This is a genomic window from Actinospineispora eucalypti (assembly GCF_039543365.1).
GTDB classification, from domain to species: domain Bacteria; phylum Actinomycetota; class Actinomycetes; order Mycobacteriales; family Pseudonocardiaceae; genus Pseudonocardia; species Pseudonocardia eucalypti.
In genome coordinates, this window is sequence record NZ_BAABJP010000001.1 from 88,898 (window position 1) to 108,584 (window position 19,687).

18 protein-coding genes are annotated in these 19,687 nt (G+C 69.3%); 9 read left to right on the forward strand and 9 right to left on the reverse strand.

Translation table 11 applies throughout. The features are described 5' to 3' along the window. Window positions 1–490 precede the first annotated feature (490 nt). The 4 genes from recF to dnaA form a co-directional block, all read right to left on the reverse strand. Entirely contained in the window at window positions 491–1,660 is a 1,170-nt protein-coding gene (gene recF / locus ABEB12_RS00450) for a DNA replication/repair protein RecF (protein WP_185058400.1), read from the reverse strand. Window positions 1,661–1,681: 21 nt separating this feature from the next. Next, entirely contained in the window at window positions 1,682–2,566 is an 885-nt protein-coding gene (gene gnd, locus ABEB12_RS00455; RefSeq protein WP_185058401.1) for a phosphogluconate dehydrogenase (NAD(+)-dependent, decarboxylating), read from the reverse strand. Window positions 2,567–2,657: 91 nt separating this feature from the next. Next, window positions 2,658–3,794, reverse strand: a complete 1,137-nt coding sequence (dnaN, locus tag ABEB12_RS00460; protein WP_185058402.1) for a DNA polymerase III subunit beta — start codon at window positions 3,792–3,794, stop codon at window positions 2,658–2,660. 591 nt (window positions 3,795–4,385) lie between these two features. Beyond that, window positions 4,386–6,305 carry a chromosomal replication initiator protein DnaA gene (gene dnaA, locus ABEB12_RS00465; RefSeq protein WP_185058403.1) on the reverse strand — a complete coding sequence of 640 codons (1,920 nt, stop codon included), beginning with the start codon at window positions 6,303–6,305 and terminating at the stop codon, window positions 4,386–4,388. Between the two features lie 475 nt (window positions 6,306–6,780). Between dnaA and rpmH the strand changes: the two genes are divergently transcribed. The 8 genes from rpmH (at window position 6,781) to ABEB12_RS00505 (ending at window position 13,472) form a co-directional block, all read left to right on the forward strand. Beyond that, entirely contained in the window at window positions 6,781–6,924 is a 144-nt protein-coding gene (gene rpmH, locus ABEB12_RS00470; RefSeq protein ID WP_028924291.1) for a 50S ribosomal protein L34, read from the forward strand. Between the two features lie 16 nt (window positions 6,925–6,940). Further along, on the forward strand, window positions 6,941–7,339 hold the full coding sequence (gene rnpA, locus ABEB12_RS00475; protein WP_185058404.1) for a ribonuclease P protein component: 399 nt from the start codon (window positions 6,941–6,943) through the stop codon (window positions 7,337–7,339). Further along, the gene (gene yidD / locus ABEB12_RS00480; RefSeq protein WP_185058405.1) at window positions 7,336–7,608 is read left to right on the forward strand and encodes a membrane protein insertion efficiency factor YidD; all 273 of its coding nucleotides are present in this window, start codon (window positions 7,336–7,338) and stop codon (window positions 7,606–7,608) included. The genes rnpA and yidD overlap by 4 nt, the downstream gene beginning before the upstream one ends. Beyond that, a complete protein-coding gene (gene yidC, locus ABEB12_RS00485; RefSeq protein ID WP_185058406.1) occupies window positions 7,602–8,687 on the forward strand; it encodes a membrane protein insertase YidC in 1,086 nt (361 codons plus the stop codon). The genes yidD and yidC overlap by 7 nt, the downstream gene beginning before the upstream one ends. A gap of 86 nt (window positions 8,688–8,773) precedes the next feature. Beyond that, on the forward strand, window positions 8,774–9,304 hold the full coding sequence (locus tag ABEB12_RS00490) for a Jag family protein (protein ID WP_345702445.1): 531 nt from the start codon (window positions 8,774–8,776) through the stop codon (window positions 9,302–9,304). 1,439 nt (window positions 9,305–10,743) lie between these two features. Beyond that, window positions 10,744–11,379 carry a 16S rRNA (guanine(527)-N(7))-methyltransferase RsmG gene (gene rsmG, locus ABEB12_RS00495; protein ID WP_185058407.1) on the forward strand — a complete coding sequence of 212 codons (636 nt, stop codon included), beginning with the start codon at window positions 10,744–10,746 and terminating at the stop codon, window positions 11,377–11,379. Between the two features lie 231 nt (window positions 11,380–11,610). After that, complete coding sequence (locus ABEB12_RS00500; RefSeq protein ID WP_185058408.1) at window positions 11,611–12,486, forward strand: AAA family ATPase; 876 nt, start codon at window positions 11,611–11,613, stop codon at window positions 12,484–12,486. Next, complete coding sequence (locus ABEB12_RS00505) at window positions 12,483–13,472, forward strand: ParB/RepB/Spo0J family partition protein (protein ID WP_185058409.1); 990 nt, start codon at window positions 12,483–12,485, stop codon at window positions 13,470–13,472. Before ABEB12_RS00500 ends, ABEB12_RS00505 begins: the two co-directional genes overlap by 4 nt. Before the next feature lie 217 nt (window positions 13,473–13,689). On the opposite strand, the gene ABEB12_RS00510 is transcribed toward ABEB12_RS00505, so the two are convergent. Both ABEB12_RS00510 and ABEB12_RS00515 read right to left on the reverse strand, forming a co-directional pair. Further along, entirely contained in the window at window positions 13,690–14,688 is a 999-nt protein-coding gene (locus ABEB12_RS00510) for a D-alanine--D-alanine ligase (RefSeq protein ID WP_185061033.1), read from the reverse strand. Between the two features lie 32 nt (window positions 14,689–14,720). Further along, entirely contained in the window at window positions 14,721–16,097 is a 1,377-nt protein-coding gene (locus tag ABEB12_RS00515) for an aminotransferase-like domain-containing protein (protein WP_425572199.1), read from the reverse strand. A 198-nt stretch (window positions 16,098–16,295) separates the two neighbouring features. On the opposite strand from ABEB12_RS00515, the gene ABEB12_RS00520 reads away from it, so the two are divergent. Next, window positions 16,296–16,973 carry a GNAT family N-acetyltransferase gene (locus ABEB12_RS00520; protein WP_185058410.1) on the forward strand — a complete coding sequence of 226 codons (678 nt, stop codon included), beginning with the start codon at window positions 16,296–16,298 and terminating at the stop codon, window positions 16,971–16,973. A 4-nt stretch (window positions 16,974–16,977) separates the two neighbouring features. Here ABEB12_RS00520 and ABEB12_RS00525 read toward each other — a convergent pair whose 3' ends face one another. The 3 genes from ABEB12_RS00525 to trxB all read right to left on the reverse strand — a co-directional run bounded on the left by ABEB12_RS00525 (window position 16,978) and on the right by trxB (window position 19,624). Next, window positions 16,978–18,120: an N-acetylmuramoyl-L-alanine amidase gene (locus tag ABEB12_RS00525; RefSeq protein WP_185058411.1), complete on the reverse strand. Its 1,143-nt coding sequence runs from the start codon at window positions 18,118–18,120 to the stop codon at window positions 16,978–16,980. A gap of 168 nt (window positions 18,121–18,288) precedes the next feature. Beyond that, window positions 18,289–18,612, reverse strand: coding sequence for a thioredoxin (trxA, locus tag ABEB12_RS00530; protein ID WP_185058412.1), 324 nt, complete (start codon window positions 18,610–18,612; stop codon window positions 18,289–18,291). A 28-nt stretch (window positions 18,613–18,640) separates the two neighbouring features. Beyond that, the gene (trxB, locus tag ABEB12_RS00535; protein ID WP_185058413.1) at window positions 18,641–19,624 is read right to left on the reverse strand and encodes a thioredoxin-disulfide reductase; all 984 of its coding nucleotides are present in this window, start codon (window positions 19,622–19,624) and stop codon (window positions 18,641–18,643) included. Window positions 19,625–19,687 lie beyond the last annotated feature (63 nt).

Below are 19,687 nucleotides of genomic sequence, written 5' to 3' on the forward strand. Positions count from 1 at the left end.
CGGAACCGGCATCACCACCGCTCCCACCATCTCCCGCCACACCACCGACCTCGTCCACACCATCGCCCGGCACCGCACCACCCGAAGACACGCCACGATCTGACACCGCACGGCCAGAGACCGCACCGTCCGCCTCGGCCACGCCACCGCTCCCAACCACGCCACTGCCTCCAGCCGTCGGGCGGCTCACACCGCCCGCGCCGGATGTTTCACGTGAAACATCTGTTCGACTGAAGCCCGCTTCGGTCTTTGAACGGTACGGCGCGCCCGAGGAAAATTGTTGATCGCACGGCGCGTCGCGGTTGACAGCGTCGGTGGGCGGCGTCACACATCCATCCCCAGGGCTGAGGACAGGATCAGGGGTCGAGCGCAAGGTGAACGGTCGCCCGACGTCTGTCGACGGTCCGGGCCCGGCGTCGTCCCCATTCGTTCCGGAGTTATCCACAGTATCCACAGTGTTGTCCACACCCCCGGTTTGATCGACTTGCCGCTACTCCGGGCCGTGTACCTGGCCAGATTCGATTCGAATTCGGGATCCCTGAAGTTTCTCCGGCACGTCGTCGACGACCGCGGCGGTCACCAGCACCTGCTCCGCCCGCACGGCCAGTTCGGCGAGCGCTGAGCGCCGTCGGGCGTCCAGCTCGGCGAAGACATCGTCCAAAATCAAGATTGGATCCGGGTTTCCGGTGGCGTCCGAAGCATCCGCACGCAGGGTCTCGAACGAACCCAACCGCAGCGCCAGCGCGAAGGACCACGACTCGCCATGGCTGGCGTAGCCCTTGGCCGGGCCGTCGCCCAGCCGCAGCTCCAGATCGTCCCGGTGGGGCCCGACCAGGCAGACGCCGCGCTCCAGTTCCTGGCTGCGCACCTGAGCCAGTTCGTCCAGCAGTGCCGCCTCGAGCACCGACTCCTCCGGAACAGGCTCCTCGGCCGTCAGATCGGGTACCGAGCAGCGATAGCGGACGTCGATGGGCGCGGATTCGGGCGCCACCTCGGCGTAAGCGGCGCGGACCGGCTCGACCAGATCGGCGAGCACGCGTAGTCGCCCGGCCAGCAATTCCGCGCCGTGACGGGCCAAATGCCCGTCCCACACGTCCAGCGTGCTCAGCTCGGAGTCGGATCCGCCGCCGGAACGACCCGCGAACCTCGCCGCCCGCGCGGTCTTCAGCAGGGCGGAGCGCTGCCGGATGACCCGGTCGTAGTCCGACCGCACGCCGGCGAACCTCGGCCAGCGCGCCACCAGAAGCTCATCGATGAATCGGCGCCGTTCCGAGGGATCGCCGCGCACCAGCGCCAGATCCTCCGGGGCGAACAACACGGTGCGCACGATCCCCAGCGCGTCGCGCGCGCGGGACAACGGCGAACGATTGACCCGGGCCTTATTGGCCTTTCCCGGAGTGATCTGTACTTCTACCGCCAGTTCCCGGTCGCCACGCACCGCGACGCCCCGCACGATCGCCGCCGAGGTACCCCGGCGCACCAACGGAGCGTCGCCGGCCACCCGGTGTGATCCGAAGGTCGCCAGGTAACCGACCGCCTCGACCAGGTTGGTCTTGCCCGCGCCGTTGGGCCCGAGCAGCACGTTGACTCCCGGCCGGAACTCCAGCTCGGCGGCCGCCCAGGACCGGAAGTCGGTGACCGCCAGCCGCCGCAGGTACATGGCGCCAGTGTGCCGCGGGGGTTACGTCGCGCGTTTGACGGCGTGCCCGCCGAACTGCTGGCGCAGCGCCGCGACCGCCTTCATCGCCGGCGACTCGTCCTGCCGGGAGGAGAAGCGGGCGAACAGCGCGGCGGAGATCACCGGCATGGGCACGGAGTTGTTGATCGCCTCTTCGACGGTCCAACGGCCTTCGCCGGAGTCGTCCACGTAACCGGCCAGCTCGGCCAGCTCGGGGTCCTCGTCCAGCGCGCGCACCAACAGGTCGAGCAGCCAGGATCGCACCACGGTGCCCCGCGACCACGCCTTGACCACCGCCGGCACGTCTTCCACCAGCGGCGCCGCATGCAGCAGCTCGTAACCCTCGGCGTAGGCCTGCATCAGGCCGTACTCGATGCCGTTGTGCACCATCTTCGAGTAGTGCCCGGCGCCGACCGGGCCCGCGTGGGCGAAGCCTTCCTCGCGGGGTCCTTCCGGCCGCAGCGCGTCGAAGATGGGCATCGCCCGTTCGACGTGCTCCGCGTCGCCACCGACCATCAGGCCGTAGCCGTTCGCCCGGCCCCAGATGCCACCCGAGACGCCGCAGTCCATATAGCCGATGCCATGTTCGGCGAGCAGCGCGGCGTTGTGCTGGTCATCGGTGAACTTGGAGTTGCCGCCGTCGATCACGAGGTCGCCCGACGAGAGCAGCCCGGCGAGCTCGGCCACGGTGTCCCGGGTCGGCCCGCCGGCCGGGACCATCACCCAGACGACGCGGGGGGCTTCCAGCTTGGCGGCCAGCTCGGCCAGGGAGGCCACGTTGGAGGCCTCGGCGTGCGGGTCGTAACCAACCACCTCGTGGCCGGCGGCGCGCAGCCGTTCGGCCATGTTGCCGCCCATCCGACCGAGGCCGATCAGCCCGAGCTGCATTACCCGTCCCCCTTGTTGTGCCGGTTGTGTGCCCGTTGGGCGCCGAACTGGACGCCCAACTCGACCCGCCGGCTTCGCGCCGCCGGGGTGCCTACCCGGGCAACCGTACCGGCATGAGCAGGTGCAGGTACCCACTCGACTCACCGGGCAGGTCGTCACCTGAGACCGGGCGGGCCAGGGCCGGCCGGCTGGGCGTGGTGAACGACAGGTGCGCGCGGTCGGTATGCAGCGAGTTCAGCCCGTCCAGCAGGTAACCGGGGTTGAACGCGATCACCAGCGGCTCGCCGTCGAGCTCACAGGGGAGCTGCTCCTCGGCGCTGCCCTCGTCGTCGCCGCCGGCGGAGAGCCGCAGCGAACCCTCGTTGAACTCCAGGCGCACCTGGGCAGCCCGGTCCGCGACCAGGGACACGCGCTTGATCGCCTCGACCATCGGGGCAACCTCGAGCACCGCGGCCGAGGAGTGCTCGGTGGGCAGCAGCTGGCGGTACTTGGGGAACTCGGCGTCCAGCAGCCGCGTGGTGGTCTGCCGGCCGTTGCCGGACAGGCCCAGCATGCCGTCACCCTCGGCCAGGGCGAGCTGGACCGGGTCCTTGCCGGTGAGCGTCTTGGCCGCCTCCGCCAGCGTGCGCGCGGGAACCAGGACGGCGGTGCTCAGCGACGCGTCGCCCGGCTGCCACTCCAGCTCGCGGACCGCCATGCGGAACCGGTCGGTGGCGGCCATGGTCAGCTTGCTGCCCTCGATCTCCAGCCGGATGCCGGTGAGCATGGGCAGCGTGTCGTCCTTGCCGGCGGCCACCGCGGTCTGGGTGACCGCCAGGGCGAACACGTCGGGCGCGACCGAACCGGCCAGCTGCGGCATGTCCGGCAGCTTCGGGTAGTCCTCCACCGGCATGGTCGGCAGGCTGAACCGGGCGCTGCCGCAGGTGATGGTGGCTCGCGCGCCGTCCACGCTGACGTCCACCGGGTGCGGGGGCAGCGACTTGGTGATGTCCGCGAGCAACCGGCCGGAGACCAGCGCCCGGTCAGCCGCGCCGATCGAGGCGTCGATCTCCACGCGGGCGGAGACCTCGTAGTCGAAGCCGGAAACGGTCAGCGACTGGTCGTTCGAGCCCGTGCCGGCATCCAGCAGCACACCACCGAGCACCGGCACCGGCGGCCGGGCGGGCAGGCTGCGCGCCACCCAGGCAACCCCGTCGGCCAACGCGTCACGTTCGACTCGGAACTTCATCGCGGACCCCTCAACACCTGCAGTCTGGGACAAATCAAGTCCGTCTGGGACCTAACAAAGTAGAGCCTCGGTTCGATGAGCCTGAAGCCGGGAGGGCGTTGTGTGGGCAGGTCGGCCCGTCGGCGCCGGGGAGCCGATCGTCCGTCCCCAACCCCGATTTCTGTAGTTCTTCTCTTGAAGAGAGAAATACAGCAGTAACAGTAAGGCCTGTGGATTCTGGGGACTCCGCCGGTTGTCGCTGGTCGCAGTGCGTGTCGGCCTGGGGACAGCCTCGGCGCGGGTCTGCGGATGGTTGGCCGGGCCCGTGGATGGCGGCCGGCCGGGCCCTAGTTGTGCCCGAGTTGTCCCCGGGTTGTGGCGGCCCGATCCACCGACCCACATGTAACAGTCCACGGACGCTCCACCGCTCGGCGCGCAAGTATCCACAGACTTATCCCCAAGTGTGGGTAGAGGGTTGCCGAGCGGACACGGTTCGCGACCGGTTGGCCCGCCAGGGGCCGAATCGAGTTGTGGCCGGAGCAACGCCGTCCCGCCCGGAAAAGCTGAACGTAACTACCCCGCGTCGCGAACCAGTGGTGAACGCGGGGTGGGTCAGGCGTTGCGGGCGCGTTGCTTGATGCGCGCGGTCAGCTCCTGGACCTGCTCGAACGTCTTGCGCCGCTGGGCGATCTCGTTGCGGATCTTCTTGTCCGCGTGCATCACCGTGGTGTGGTCCCGGCCGCCGAACATCTGCCCGATCCGGGGCAGGGAGAGGTCGGTGAGTTCCCGGCACAGGTACATGGCGATCTGGCGGGCCTGGGCGAGCGCCTTGGTCTTCCCCGGCCCGCACAGCTCGTCGATGGTCACCTCGAAGTACTCGGCGTTGACCGCCATGATGGTCGGCGCGGTGATCTCCGGCGTCGACGAGTCCGGGATCAGGTCGCGCAGCACGATCTCGGCCAGCTGGGTGTCCACCGGCTGGCGGTTCAGCGACGCGAACGCCGTGACCCGGATCAGCGCGCCCTCCAGCTCACGGATGTTGCGCTCGATCCGGGCGGCGATGAACTCCAGCACCTCGGCCGGAGCCGCCAGCCGGTCCTGCGCGGCCTTCTTGCGCAGGATGGCGATCCGGGTCTCCAGCTCGGGCGGCTGGATGTCGGTGATCAGGCCCCACTCGAACCGGGTGCGCATCCGGTCCTCCAGGGTGGCCAGCTGCTTGGGCGGCCGGTCCGAGGAGACCACGATCTGCTTGTTCGAGTTGTGCAGCGTGTTGAAGGTGTGGAAGAACTCCTCCTGGGTTCCTTCCTTACCTTCCAGGAACTGGATGTCGTCCACCAACAGCACGTCCACGTCCCGGTAGCGGCTCTGGAAGGCCACCTTCCGGTCGTCCCGCAGGCTGTTGATGAAGTCGTTCGTGAACTCCTCGGTGGAGATGTAGCGCACGCGCATGCCGGGGAACAGCCGTTGCGCGTAGTGCCCGACGGCGTGCAGCAGGTGCGTTTTGCCCAGCCCGGACTCGCCCCAGATGAACAGTGGGTTGTACGCCCGGGCCGGCGCCTCGGCGACCGCGACCGCCGCCGCGTGGGAGAACCGGTTGGACGCGCCGATCACGAAGGTGTCGAAGGTGTACTTCTCGTTCAGCCGGCTGGTCATCCGGGCCTTCGGGCCGACCGGGCCCGCGCTGCCCAGGCTGCCGGCGCCGGCCCCCGGCCCGGTCGCGGCGCCGCCGCCCGGGCCGGCTCCCGCGGAGTAGGTGGGCCAGATCTCCGGCTGCTGCTGCTCGCGGTTCTCCCGGTAGCCGGGATTCTCCCGGTACTCGGGGGCGGCGTAGTTCTGCTCCCGGTAGTCGGCGCGGGGATCGGGTCGGCCGGGCACACCCGGCGGCGGCTCGAGTCCGTCGGCACCGTTCGAGCCCCTGGGTCCCGCCGGCCCCCCCATTCCTCCGGGGCCCGTGGGACCTCCGTGTCCGGACGGGCCGCCGGGGCCGTTCGGGGAACCGGGCGCTCCCGGGCCGCCGTAGGGACCCGGTCCGCCGGGACCGCCCGGGGCGTGGCCGTCCGGTCCGTTCGGACCGAAGCCGAGGTCGGCCGTCGCTTCCCGGCCGGACGGGTCGAGGTCGGGCGGACCCTGGCCGTACGGTTCGCTGCCGGCCTCCCGGGGGTAGCCACCGGCGGAGGGCAGCCGGCCCATCGCATCGCGTTCGGAGTCCGCGCGGGGCACCTCGGTCCCGCTGGCGGCGCCGGCGGGGTCGACGACCACGGCGAGGGTTATCGAGGTACCCAGGTGCCGGCCCAGCGCCTCGCTGATCGGCCGGCGCAGGATTCGCTCGATCGCGTCCTTGGCGAACTCGGTCGGCGCGGCGAGCAGCGCGGTGTCGTCGAGCAGGCCGAGCGGTCGGGTGAGCCGCAGGAACGCCCGCTGTTGGGCGGACAGCGCGTCCCCGGCGCCGGTGCCGGCGTGCTCACGCGTACCACAGAGGTCCGCCACGACACGCGCCCAGACCTCGGCAAGGCCGTTGGCTTGATCCGCCATAGTGTGGTCCCCCTGCCCCGTCCAGTCGCCGTCCACCCGCTGCCAGCAGCCAAGTTCCGCACCGAAACCAGCGCTGCCGTCCACAGGGTTGTCCACACCTGTGCGCGGGACGCTACGCGGGTCGGGTACCGACCCGGTCGGCGACCCCCGGGCGCTGGCCGAAATGCGGCGAAGCCGCCACGCGTGAGGTGCACAGGGTCTGGGTGCGGCCGGCCGAGGCGACTTCCCCCGAGCTGACGCACGGGTCGTGCACGCTAGCAACATGGCCGGGTTATCCACAAGCGTTCCGGGTCACTCGGCCTGGCCCGCCGCGCCCTGCACCACCCGGTTTGACCACCCAAAAGCGCGCTGCGTACCCTGGACTCAACCGCGTCGCGAGTCGGCGCGCTGTCGCATGCAATCTTCCAGCCAAGTGATGCGCGTGCGCACAGTCCAAACGCCGACTGGCTGACTGTAAGAACGGGAGAACTCAGAAGTGAGCAAGGGCAAGCGCACGTTTCAGCCGAACAACCGTCGTCGTTCGCGTACCCACGGCTTCCGGCTCCGTATGCGTACCCGTGCCGGCCGGGCGATCCTGGCCGCGCGCCGGCGCAAGGGCCGGGAGAAGCTGTCCGCCTGACCTGGAACGGCGCGCCGTGCTGCCGGCGACCGCCCGGCTCACCCATCGCGATGACTTCGCCGCCGTGCTCCGCAAAGGCCGTCGAGCCGGGCGCAGGCACCTGGTGATGCACGTCCTCGCCCCCGCTGTTGACGCTGCCGTGGGCGAGGACTCCGCCGGGATCGGCGTCCGGGTGGGTTTCGTGGTGAGCAAGGCGGTCGGCGGCTCGGTGGTTCGACACCGGGTCAGCCGACAGTTACGGCACGTGTTGCGGGACCGGTTGGACCGATTCCCCGCCGGTGCCCGGGTGGTGGTGCGTGCGCTGCCGCGCTCGGCCTCCGCCCACTCCTCGCGCCTCGGCGCGGACGTGGATGACGCGCTGCATTTGCTCGGTCTGCCGGGCACACCCGCCGGCTCGGGCGCTGGTTCGCAATGACCGGCCCGGGAGTTCTGCTGGCGAAGCCGTTCATCGGGTTGATCCGGCTGTACCAGCGATGGATCTCCCCCGGCCTGCCTCCTACCTGTCGGTTCTATCCCAGTTGTAGCGAGTATGCGGTCGAGGCACTGCGCGAACACGGCTTGATCGGCGGCCTGGCGCTGACGATCTGGCGGCTGCTGCGCTGCGCGCCCTGGCACCCTGGCGGTGTCGACTTCGTGCCCCCTAGACGATCCCGGATCGCCCCCGAGGAGCAATCAGCGTGCTGAACTTCATCTACTATCCGGTCTCCGCGATCTTGTGGTTCTGGCACAAGGCATTCGGATTCGTGTTCGGTGAGTCCAGCGGTATCGCCTGGACACTCGCCGTGATCTTCCTGGTCTTCACCCTGCGGGCGCTGCTCTACAAGCCGTTCGTGCACCAGGTGCGCTCGATGCGCAAGATGCAGGAGTTCTCCCCGGAGATCCAGAAGCTCAAGAAGAAGTACGGCAACGACAAGCAGAAGATGGCCGCCGAGATGCAGCGGCTACAGAAGGACCACGGGGTCAACCCGGTTGGCGGCTGCCTGCCCGTGCTGGTCCAGGTTCCGGTGTTCATCGGTCTCTTCCACGTCTTGCGTGAGTTCCGCCCCGGCAAGACCGAGAACTACGTGTTCGACGCGGCCGGGGTCCAGTCGTTCAACGAGGCGCACATCTTCGGCGCCAAGCTTGGCGCGACGCTCGTGCACTTCGGGCCGTACAACGAACTGACGCCCCCGCTCTCGGCCTTCAACACCACGCCGGCGCAGATGCTGGTCGTGATGGTCCCGTTGATGATCATGGCTGGCGCGTTCACTCACCTGACGGCACGGCACTCGGTGGCTCGGCAGCCCGCTGCCCAGCTGGAGAACCCGCAGACCGCGATCATGAACAAGCTGACGCTGTACTTGTTCCCGATCGGCGTCGTGGTCGGTGCGCCGTTCCTGCCGCTGGCCATCCTCTTCTACTGGGTCGCCAACAACCTGTGGACCCTCGGCCAGCAGCGGGTCGTCTACAACAAGATTGACATGGAAGAGGCCGAGGCGGCCACCAAGAAGACCGAGGTGCGGCGCGACCTCGCGCCCAAGGTCGGGCAGAAGCCGATCCGGGAGCGCAAGCAGGGCGCCAAGCCGAACTCGCAGTCGAACTCCCAGCCGAGCAACTCCGACAAGCCGGCCGATGACGGCGACCAGGATGGCAAGCCCGCGACCAAGCCCGGCGCCAAGCCGATCGCCCCGCGCAAGTCGCCCAACGGCACCGGCGGAAAGTCCGGTAGCAACGGCGCGGCGCCTCACCTGATCGATCCGAAGAAGCGCGGCCGCAAGCGCTGACCGCGCCGCCCAACTCCGCTCGCCTGTCTGCTCGGCCCCCGGGGTTGGCCCAGAACCCTTTAACAGAACGACGGTAAGGAGCAATCGTGGCGAAGACGGCGCAGGCGGACCGTGCGGCGAACGATGGCGAGCCCGAGCAGGCAGCGACGGGTGACGAGCTGCTGATCCGCGAGGGGGACGTGGCGGCCGACTACCTGGAGCGGCTGCTGGATGTGCTGGACTACGACGGCGACCTGGACATCGACGTCGAGGCCGGCCGCGCGGTGGTCAGCGTGGACGGCGGCTCGGACCTGGACAAGCTCGTGGGTGATCGCGGTGCTGGCTTGGAAGCCCTGCAGGAACTGACCCGGCTGGCCGTGCAGCAGAGCACCGGCACGCGAAGCAGGCTGATGCTGGACATCGCGGGATGGCGGGTGGCCCGCCGGGCCGAGCTGGCCGAGCTGGGCCGGCAGACCGCAAACGATGTGCTGGCCACCGGCGAGCCGTCGCGGCTGCGGCCCATGACGCCGTTCGAGCGCAAGGTTGTCCATGACGCGGTGGCCGACATCCGTGGCGTATTCAGCGAGAGCGAGGGCGAGGACCCGCGCCGTCGGGTGGTCGTCTTCCCGCGCAGCTGATCAGCACCTATCCGAGTCAAGCCGCTGTCATGTCCGATCGATGTTTCACGTGAAACAAGCGAAAAGCGCCAACCCAGAGGATCGTCCGGAGAACCAGACGACCACCGATCAGTCGGTCGTCGACGGTGGGAAGACGGTCACCGAACTCGCCCCGCATGCCGAGCTTGCTTCGGATGCGGGGCGAGTTGTTTCGGGGGTAGCCACCATGGGCGAGGTCCAGGCCGGTGAGTGGCTTCGGGATTTCTCGCCGGCTCGGTCAGGTTCTCGCGGCCCCGGCTCAGTCGTGCTTTCTGCTCCCGCCGATCCGGCCACACACCGCGGCCACCCGGCCGATCCGGCTCGGCCGGGTCGTGGCGCCCTCGTCGGAGAGGGTTACCGGGCGACGGGCTCGGCCGAGCTCAGCGGCCGGGTAACTGATCCGGCGGCGTGGGATGGCGGGGTGACCGGCCCGGCCGCACCGAATGGCCGGCTGACCGGTGCGGCCAGGCTGAACAACGGCGCGCCCGAGCCGGGCAATGGGTGTTCCGAAGCGATCGGCTTGGCCGCGCTGAGTGGCCGAACAAGCAACCTGGCCGCCCGCACTTTCGAACGATCGGCTGACCGCGGGGTCGATCAGGACGACGTACTTGCCGCCGCGGCCATGCGATCCCAGTCATCTCCCGATCTAGCTGAACCGATCGACCGAGCTCTGACGTGGTTCGCGTCGACCACCGCAGCCGCAGGCGCTAGTGAACCGGACTCCGTCCTTGCCGACCGCGCCGAACCAGTCGGCCGACCTCGAGATCTCAGTGGGCCGATAGCCGCCTCAACGGGTGTGAGCTGTCGGCCGCGCACGGTACGGGCTCTGCGGCGCGGAACGTGCAACTTCTTGAACCGACGGTGTCCCCCGGCCGAACCCATGGCGCGGAGCAGTCATCCGCCGGACGAAACGACTCAGGCCCGCCGTCTGCCCGAGCAAGCGACTCGACCGAATCGTCTGGCCGAGAAACGACCCCACGGCGGGGTCCGGCCGAGAAAGCGAACCCGCTGTGCTGTCTAATCGATCAAACGCCGCTGACCAGTCCTCCGGTCCAGGAAACCTCTCGACCACAGCGTCTGGACGAGTCAACGACTCGACTACGCCGTCTCGCCCAGGAAGTGACTCCCACGTGCCGCCTGGCCAAGGAAACGACTTGGACCCGCCGTACGCTCCGACCGTGCTTTCTGGCCGAGTGGTCGACCCGGGCGGGAGTTCCGACGAAGTGCCGCCCTTCTCCGGCGAGCGCGGCACCGGGTCGGCCGCGCCGTCTGCGGGAGCCGCCGATTCGGGCACTCGGTCCGAGGGAGCCGCCGATTCAGGTGGCCCGTCCGGTGACGGTGAGTCGAGTCTCCGGCCCGCCCAAACTGCCGACTCGACCGCGTCATCGGTCGGCCCAGCCGATCCGGCTGCGTCGGCAAGCTTGTCGATCGAGCGGCCACCGTCGGCGGCCGAAGTGCTGTTCGGCGCACAGTTCGCCCCCGCTCGCCGATACGTCGAGTTGCTGCTCGACACCGGGGTGAGCCATGGGCTGGTCGGGCCTCGGGAGGGCGAGCGGATCTGGTCCAGACACGTGCTCAACTGCGCTGTGTTGGCGGAGCTGATCGAACCGAACGCCCGCGTGCTGGACGTGGGCTCCGGCGCCGGCCTGCCGGGGATTCCGCTGGCCCTGGCCCGACCGGACCTGGAGATCGTGTTGCTCGAGCCGATGGCGCGCCGGGTGGACTGGTTGCGTGCCACGCTCGATGAGCTCGGCCTGGAGGTAACCGTCGTACGTGGTCGCGCGGAGGAGAAGGCCATCCGCCGGCAGTGGCGAGGGGCGGACGTGGTCACCGCGCGCGCGGTAGCCCCGCTGGCCAAGTTGGCCGGTTGGACGTTGCCGTTGCTGCGGATGGACGGTCGGTTGCTGGCGCTGAAAGGTAGCTCGGCGGCCGACGAGGTGATTCGTGACCGGGTCGAGGTACGTGGCTTTGGAGGGTCGGTGCCGCGCGTGGTCCAATGCGGGGGCACGCACATCGATCCGCCGGCGACCGTGGTGGTCGTCGATCGCGTCCGATAGCGGCGCTGAAATTGCCCGGAACCACCGGGCCATGCGGTACGTCAGAACAACGGGGAGTCGGGAACGGTGGGCGTCAAATCGCGCGGGGACCGTGATGAACAGTTCGTCGATGTTTCACGTGAAACACCTACTCCTCGATCCGAGTACCCAACTGAAAACAGGACTGAACCAGGGGGCCGGCACTCCAAGCCGCAGGCGGACGGGTCGCCCCCATCGCAATCGGAGGAGTGGATGTGGACTCCCATCGCTGAGGAAGCCGAGCAGGCCGCTCGGGTACTGCACCCGGACGGGCATGCTTTGCCAAGACCAGCGCACTGTCGAATCCTGACCATCGCCAACCAGAAGGGCGGAGTGGGCAAGACCACCAGCGCGGTGAACTTGGCTGCCGCGCTCGCCGCATACGGCATGCGCGTGCTGGTGATCGACCTTGACCCGCAGGGGAACGCCAGCACTGCGCTCGGTGTCGAGCACAGCAGCGGTACGCCTTCCATCTACGAGGCGCTGATCGGCGAGATCTCGTTGCTGGACGCGGTGCGCCGCAGCACGCAGTCTCCGGACCTGCTCTGCGTGCCCGCGACTATTGACCTGGCCGGCGCGGAGATCGAACTGGTCAGCATGGTGGCCCGTGAGTCGCGGCTGCAGCAGGCGCTGAGCGACCGCGTGGTGGCCGAGTTGGACGTCGACTACGTCCTGATCGACTGCCCGCCGTCACTGGGCCTGCTGACCGTCAACGCGCTCGTTGCCGCCGCCGAAGTGCTCATCCCCATCCAATGCGAGTACTACGCGCTGGAGGGACTCGGGCAGCTGCTGAACAACATCGAGCTGGTGCGCGCGCACCTGAACACCGACCTGCAGGTGTCCACCATCCTGCTCACCATGTACGACGGGCGCACGAAGCTCGCCGACCAGGTGACCTCGGAGGTCCGGGAACACTTCGGTGACCGCGTGCTGCGCACGGTGATTCCACGCAGCGTGAAGGTGTCCGAGGCGCCCGGGTACGGGCAGACCGTGCTCGCTTACGATCCGGGCTCACGTGGCGCGATGAGCTACCTGGATGCCGCCCGCGAGATCGTCGAAGACCAGGAACGCGTGGAGTCCGGTCGATGAGTACCCGCAAGGGGGGCCTGGGCAAGGGTCTGGCCGCGCTGATTCCGACCGGACCCGAGGCCTACGAGTCGTACGGGGAGCAGCCACTGCGGGGCGCGGCCGCAGTGGCTGCCGGCCACGTTGTCAATCCGGATCTCGCCGGCGACGGTGGGACGACGACCGGCGGGATAGTTCAGGGCGCCTCTTACCGGGAGCTGCCGGTCAACCTGATCGGGCCCAACCCGCAACAGCCTCGTCGCGCGTTCGACGATGAGGCGCTGGACGAGCTGGCTCACTCCATCAAGGAGTTCGGCCTGCTCCAGCCGATCGTGGTTCGCGAGGTCAGCCGAGCCAACTACCAGATCGTCATGGGCGAGCGGCGTTGGCGGGCGGCTCAGCGGGCCGGCCTGGACATGCTGCCGGTTATCGTCCGCAAGACCGAGGACGACGCGCTGCTGCGCGACGCGTTGCTGGAGAACATCCACCGCGTTCAGCTGAACCCGCTGGAAGAGGCGGCCGCGTACGAGCAGCTACTCGCCGAGTTCGGCGTCACCCACGACCAGCTGGCCGACCGGCTGGGCCGCAGTCGCCCGGTGGTCACCAACATGATCCGGCTGCTCCGCCTCCCGGTCGCTGTGCAGCGACGCGTCGCCGCCGGCGTGCTCTCGGCCGGACATGCGCGGGCACTGTTGTCCTTGGAGGACGCGGGTCAGCAGGAAGAGCTCGCCGCACGGGTGGTGGCCGAGGGAATGTCGGTGCGGGCCACCGAGGAAGCGGTCACGCTGATGAAGCGCGAACCGGTCCGCTCCCCTGGCTCTTCGGCCGCACCCAAGCGCGCCGAGCGGCCGCCGGAGCTGGACCGGGTCGCCACTCGGCTGTCCGACTCGTTCGACACCCGGGTCAAGGTCGAGTTGGGCCAGCGCAAGGGCAAGATCGTGGTCGAGTTCGGCTCACTGGACGATCTGGAAAGGATCGTCACCCTGATGAACCCTGACCACCAGCAGTAATTCGCCGCTGCCTCTTGACCCTGGTAAGTCGCCTGTTCGGAATTGCGCCGGTTGCCTCGTAGATGCCGGAGCGGGCCTGTACGTGGACAGTGTGTAGACGTTTACCAACGCACGGACCTGCCGGTGTACACGGTGTCCTACCAGCTCAAATAGCCGGCTGGCGAGACGTGTATGACCTGGAACCGGAGGTTTTCTGGCCGGTTCTAAGGTCTATGTGTCAATTCTTGGGATCGACCGGACTCGGTCCCCGGAGAGATGCGGAACGGTCAAGGCCTGAGCGCTGGATTGCTTCGGTAAGAAGCGTGCTGAACAGCTCACCCAAATGCCCGCCGTCAGCCGATACGGCGGTCGGTAATAGGGATGTGTCGGTGAGGCCGGGGCTTACGTTCACGTCCAGGATCCACGCCGTGCCGTCCGGGGTGATGATCGCGTCGGTGCGGGAGAGGTCGCGCATGCCGAGCAGGCGATGGGCCTCCAGGGCGGCCCGGGCGGCCGCATCCGCCACCGGGGCGGACAGGCGGGCCGGGCAGTGGAAGGTCGTCGCCCCGGGGGTGTAGCGGGCGGTGTAGTCGTAGACGCCGTCCTTGGGGCAGATCTCCACCACCGGCAGCGCGCGCGGTGATGGGTCGGCGCACACCGACACCGCGACCTCGACACCCTCCACGTACCGCTCGGCCAGTACCGCGTTGCCGTAGGCCAGGCAGTCGACCATGGCCGCCGGGAGCATCTCCACCTCACGCACCACCTGCGCGCCCAACGCGGATCCGCCCTGGTCAGGCTTGATCATCAGGGGCAGGCCGAGGCGGTGCACGATGGCTTCCAGCACCGCGCGGGCGCCCAGTTCGCGGAACGCGGCGTGCGGCAGCACGATCCAGTCGGGGGTGTGCAGGCCGCCGCGCGCGAGCTCGGCCTTGGCGATGGGTTTGTCCCAGGCCCGTCGACAGGCCCACGAGTTGGTGCCGACGAACGGCACCTCCAGCATCTCCAGTACCGCCTGCACCGAGCCGTTCTCGCCCTCACCGCCGTGCAGGGCGATCACCACCGCGTCCGGGCGCTCGCGGCGCAGCCGCTCCAGGAGGGTGGTGTCCGCGTCCCACTCGACGACAGTGGCGCCGACGTCTCGCAGGTCGGCGGCCACCCGGCGACCGGAGCGCAGGGACACCTCGCGCTCGTGGGAGAGGCCGCCGGCCAGCACCACCACGGTCAGCTGGTCCAGGGCCGCACTGGTGTTTGGGCTGGTCACAGGCGTCAGGTGGTGTCCGGAGTGGGGGTTTGGGGTCCGCGGCGAACGTTAGTTCTACTCGGGCTGCCGAATGTGTCCAGCACGTCCAGCTCGGCGTTCAGCACGCCCGCCAGCCGGCGGACGCCCTCGGTGATCCGTTCCGGCGTCGGGTAGCAGAACGAGAGGCGCAGCTGCCGGGCGCCGAGCGAGGCCGACGACGGACCCGCGTAGAAGCCGGTCCCAGAGGCGTACGCCACCTGCGCCCGCACCGCGCGCGGCAGCATCGCCTTGGCGTCCACGCCCTCGGGCAGGGTCAACCAGACGAAGAACCCGCCTTCCGGGTGTGTCCACCGGCAGCCGGACGGCAGGTGGGTGCCGAGCGCCTGCAGCATTGCGTCCCGCCGCTCCCGGTACATCTCCCGGAACGACTTGATCTGTCCCAGCCAGTCGTGGCCGGCCAGGTACCGGGACACCACCAGCTGGTTGAACGTGGGCGGGCACAGCGTGGCCGACTCGGCGGCCAGCACCAGCTTGTCCCGCACGGCCGCGGGGGCGAGCGCCCAGCCCACACGCAGCCCGGAGGCGAACGTCTTGGAGAAAGAGCCCAGGTAGATGACGTTGTCCGGGTCCAGCGAGCGCAGCGCCGGGTACTGTTCCTCGGTGAACCCGAGTAGTCCGTACGGGTTGTCCTCCACCACCAGGACGCCGTAGCGGCGGCACAGCTCGAGCACCTGGGGCCGCCGGTGCACCGCGAGAGTCACACCGGCCGGGTTGTGGAAGGTCGGCACCGTGTACAGGAACTTGGGCACCACGCCATCGCGGGCCAGCCGCGCCAGGGTCGACTCGAGAGCGTCCGGGCGCAGCCCGTCGTCGTCCAGCGGGACGTGCACCACCTCCGCCTGGTAAGCGGCGAACGAGCCGAGCGCCCCCACGTACGAGGGGCCCTCGGCGAGCACCACGTCGCCCGGGTTGCAGAACAGCCGGGTGACCAGGTCCAACGCCATCTGCGAGCCCACCGTGACTACCACGTCGTCGGCGTGCGCGCGGATCCCCTCCACGGCCATGACCTCGGTGATCTGCTCACGCAGCACCGGCACGCCCTGGGCGGATCCGTACTGCAACGCCACCTGGCCGTCCTTGGCGATCAGCTCGGCGACCTCGGTGGCCAGGGTGTCCAGGGGCAGCGCGGCCAGGTTCGGCATACCGCCGGCCAGCGATACCACCTCCGGCCGGCTCGCCACCGCGAACAGCGCTCGGATCTCCGACGCGGTCATCCCCTCGGTGCGGGATGCGAAGCGGTCGGTCAGCGCTGGGACGCGGGGCAGTGGCAGGTCCGGATCGGGCACGCGGCACTCTCCTGTTCGGGGCGGATCGGCCCTGTGACTGGGCGGATCGGCGGTCAGTCTAACGGTCGATAAGGGCGGCCCTGCCGCATTCGCGCGCTGCGCACGGTCACCGACCCTTCGGCGCGGTACGCCGACCGGCTGACTGGATGCCCCGGCTGGACGGTTCCGATTGGGCACTGGATCGATCTATCCTGCGAATGAGGGCACCCTGCCCGCACTGACCGACCACACGAATCACCCGGAGGTCCGCCGGAAGTGTCTCCCGTTGTGGTCGGTGTCACCTTGGACAACATCGACGAGCTGCCCAAGCGGTGTCGCCGCTGCGTGTTCTGGGAGCTCGCCCCGCATCTGGGTGAGCAGGCCGCCGAGTACGGCAACCTGGAGCTGGAGAAGGAGGCCTGGCTGTCCAGCGTGCTGCTGGACTGGGGCTCCTGCGGAAAGATCGCCTACGTGGACCGGATCCCGGCCGGGTATGCGCTGTACGCGCCGCCGGCCGTGGTGCCCCGGGCCAACGCCTTCCCCACGGGCCCGGTCGGGCACGACGCCGTTCTGCTCACCGCGCTGGCCGTGCTGCCCGAGATGTCCGGTGACGGGCTGGGCCGGACGCTGGTGCAGGCGGTGGCCAAGGACCTCACGCGGCGCGGCGTGAAGGCTATCGAGGCGTTCGGTGACGCGGCTCCGACTTCCGACTCAACCTGCGTCATCCCGGCCGACTTCCTGCGTTCGGTGGGCTTCAAGACGGTTCGCGCGCACCAGCGCTGGCCACGGCTGCGCCTGGAGTTGCGCAGCGAGCTGTCCTGGAAGGAAGACGTCGAGGCTGCGCTGGAGCGGCTGCTCGGCGAGATCACCATTCCGGCGCAGAACACCGGCATCTCCCGGGAGTCGCTGGCGCCCCGGTTGGGCGCGACGCCCACGGTTCCGGCGTGTAGCTGAGGGTTTACTCGGCGCGGGCCAGCTCGTGCGCCAGCACGTCCTGGAAGGTGAACGTGCCGGTGGGCTGGTCGTCCCGGTCCAGCAGATAGAGGCGCTTCACCGCGACCAGGATGCCCTCGGCGACCACGTCCCGGAACCGGGGGTCGAGGAGTTTCCGCCGGTCACCGAGGTGGGTCAGGTAGCCGACCTCGATCCGCACCGCCGGCATCCGGGTCAGCCGGAGCATCTCCCAGGTGCGTGGCTGAATGCCGCAGTCCAGCATCCGGGTGCGGGCCAGCAACTCCCGGTGGATCAGCCCGGCCAGCGCCTCGCCCATGGTGGACGTGGTGCCGTTCGGGGTGCCGAAGTGGAAGGTGGCCAGGCCCTGCGCGTGCATGCTGCGGTTGGCGTCGATGTGCAAGGAAAGCAGCAGGTCGGCGCCGGCGGCGTTGGCGAATGCCGCCCGCTCGGGCTCCGGCGGGCAGGAGTGCTCCGACCGGGACAGCAGCGCCTCCATGCCGGTGGCGGCCATCCGGCCCTCCAGGCGGCGGGCCAGGTCCCACATCAGGTCGGCCTCGGCGACGCCGGCGACCTGAACGCCCCGGTCCGGGCCACCGTGCCCGGCGTCGATGACGATCCGCTTGCCACTCAGCCTTGGGCCGGCCTTGCGCACCCGCTCCTGCTCGCGCAGCAGGCCGGGGCGGCCGCCGGTGACACTGCGGCCCAGCTGTCGCAGCGCGCGCAGTGTGGCGGGGCCACAGATGCCGTCCTGCTGCAGGCCGTACTCGCGCTGGAACGCGCGCAGCGCCTTCTCCGTCTGCGCGTCGAACACGCCGCCGGGGCGGCCCGGGTCGAAGCCCAGCTCGAGCAGGCGTTCCTGCAGCGCCAGCACGTCGTCGCCGGCCATGGGCGAGGAGATGAGCAGGCCGAGCATCCGGTCGCCCAGCGTCCACCGGGCTTCGCGCAGCGCCCGCGCGGTGGCCGGGCCGACCACTCCGTCGGTGATCAGGCCGCGTCGCTGCTGGAACGCTCGTACGGCGCTTTCCACCGCCGAGTCGTAAGTCTGGTCGGGCTCGTCACCGACCGCGGGCAGCAGCCCGAAATCGCGCAGCGTGGCCCGCACCTCGGCAACGGCTGGACCGCTGTCTCCGATGCGCAGTAGCCGCATGCACCCCTCGCTCGCTCGACCGTCAGTTCTGGCGCCGGATGAGCGCCCGGGCCGCGCTTATTGTGCCCTGGGTGCACGTTGGGGGGCGCATGCGCCCCCCAACGTGGCTTGTGAGTGGCGAGTATCGCTATAGCAACACTCGCCACTCACGAGGCCTGACTTGTCGGACTACAGGTAGTCCGACAAGTCGGCCAGCAGTGCGGCCTTCGGCTTGGCGCCGACGATCTGCTTCACCGGCTTGCCGTCCTGGAACACGATCATGGTCGGGATGGACATGACCTGGTAGTCCCGGGCGGTGGTCGGGTTCTTGTCGATGTCCAGCTTGGCGACGGTGATCTTGTCCGAGTTCTCGCCGGCGATTTCGTCCAGCACCGGGGCGACCATCTTGCACGGCCCGCACCAGGTCGCCCAGAAGTCCACCACAACGGTCTTTGCGCTGTTCAGGACGTCATCGGAGAACGAGTCGTCGGTGACGTTCACGGTGTTGGCCATGGTGCCTCTCTCTTTGTCGATCTTGCTGTTAGTGGGTAGCTGAAGCGGCGTAACCGCCGCCGACGAACTCCGACTCCACCGGCTGCTCGGCCAGCCAGCGCTCCGCGTCGATCGCGGCGGCGCAGCCGGAGCCGGCGGCGGTGATCGCCTGGCGGTAGGTCCGGTCGACCAGGTCGCCGGCGGCGAACACGCCGGGGATCTCGGTGTAGGTGCTGGGCGAGCGGGTGCGCAGGTAGCCGTCCTCGTCGGTGTCCAGCACTTCCTTCACCAGGTCACTGCGCGGGTCGTGCCCGATGGCCACGAACATCGCGGTCACGTCCAGGGTGGACGTCTCGCCGGTGTTGGTGTCGCGTAGCTCGAGGCCCTTGACTGTGGTGTCACCGAGCACGCGCTCCACCGTCACGTTGGTCCGCCAGCGGATCTTCGGGTCGTTCTGCGCGCGCTCCAGCATGATCTTGGAAGCGCGGAACTCGTCGCGCCGGTGCACGATGGTCACGGTGCGGGCGAACCGGGTGAGGAAGGTGGCCTCCTCCATCGCCGAGTCGCCGCCGCCGATCACCGCGATGTCCTGGTCGCGGAAGAAGAACCCGTCACAGGTGGCACACGCGCTGACTCCCCGGCCGAGCAACTCCTGCTCACCCGGTACGTCCAGGTAGCGGGCGGCGGCGCCCATGGCCAGGACGACCGCGCGGGCCCGGTAGGTGCGGCCGTTCGCGGTGACCGTCTTGATCGCGCCCCGCAGCTCGACCTCTTCGACGTCCTCCGCGCGCAGCTCGGCGCCGAACCGCTTCGCCTGGCCGCGCATCTGCTCCATCAGCTCGGGACCCATGATCCCGTCGGTGAAGCCGGGGTAGTTCTCCACCTCGGTCGTGGTCATCAGTGCGCCACCGAACTGGGTGCCCTCGAAGACCAGCGGGTTCAGCTGCGCGCGGGCCGCGTAAACGGCCGCCGTGTAGCCCGCCGGCCCCGATCCGATGATCACTAGCTCTCGCACGTCCTGCTCGCCGGCCATCTACCCACCTGTCCATTCGGGTGTCTCGCGGTGCACGCGGTTCAACACGATCCTAGGAGCCGG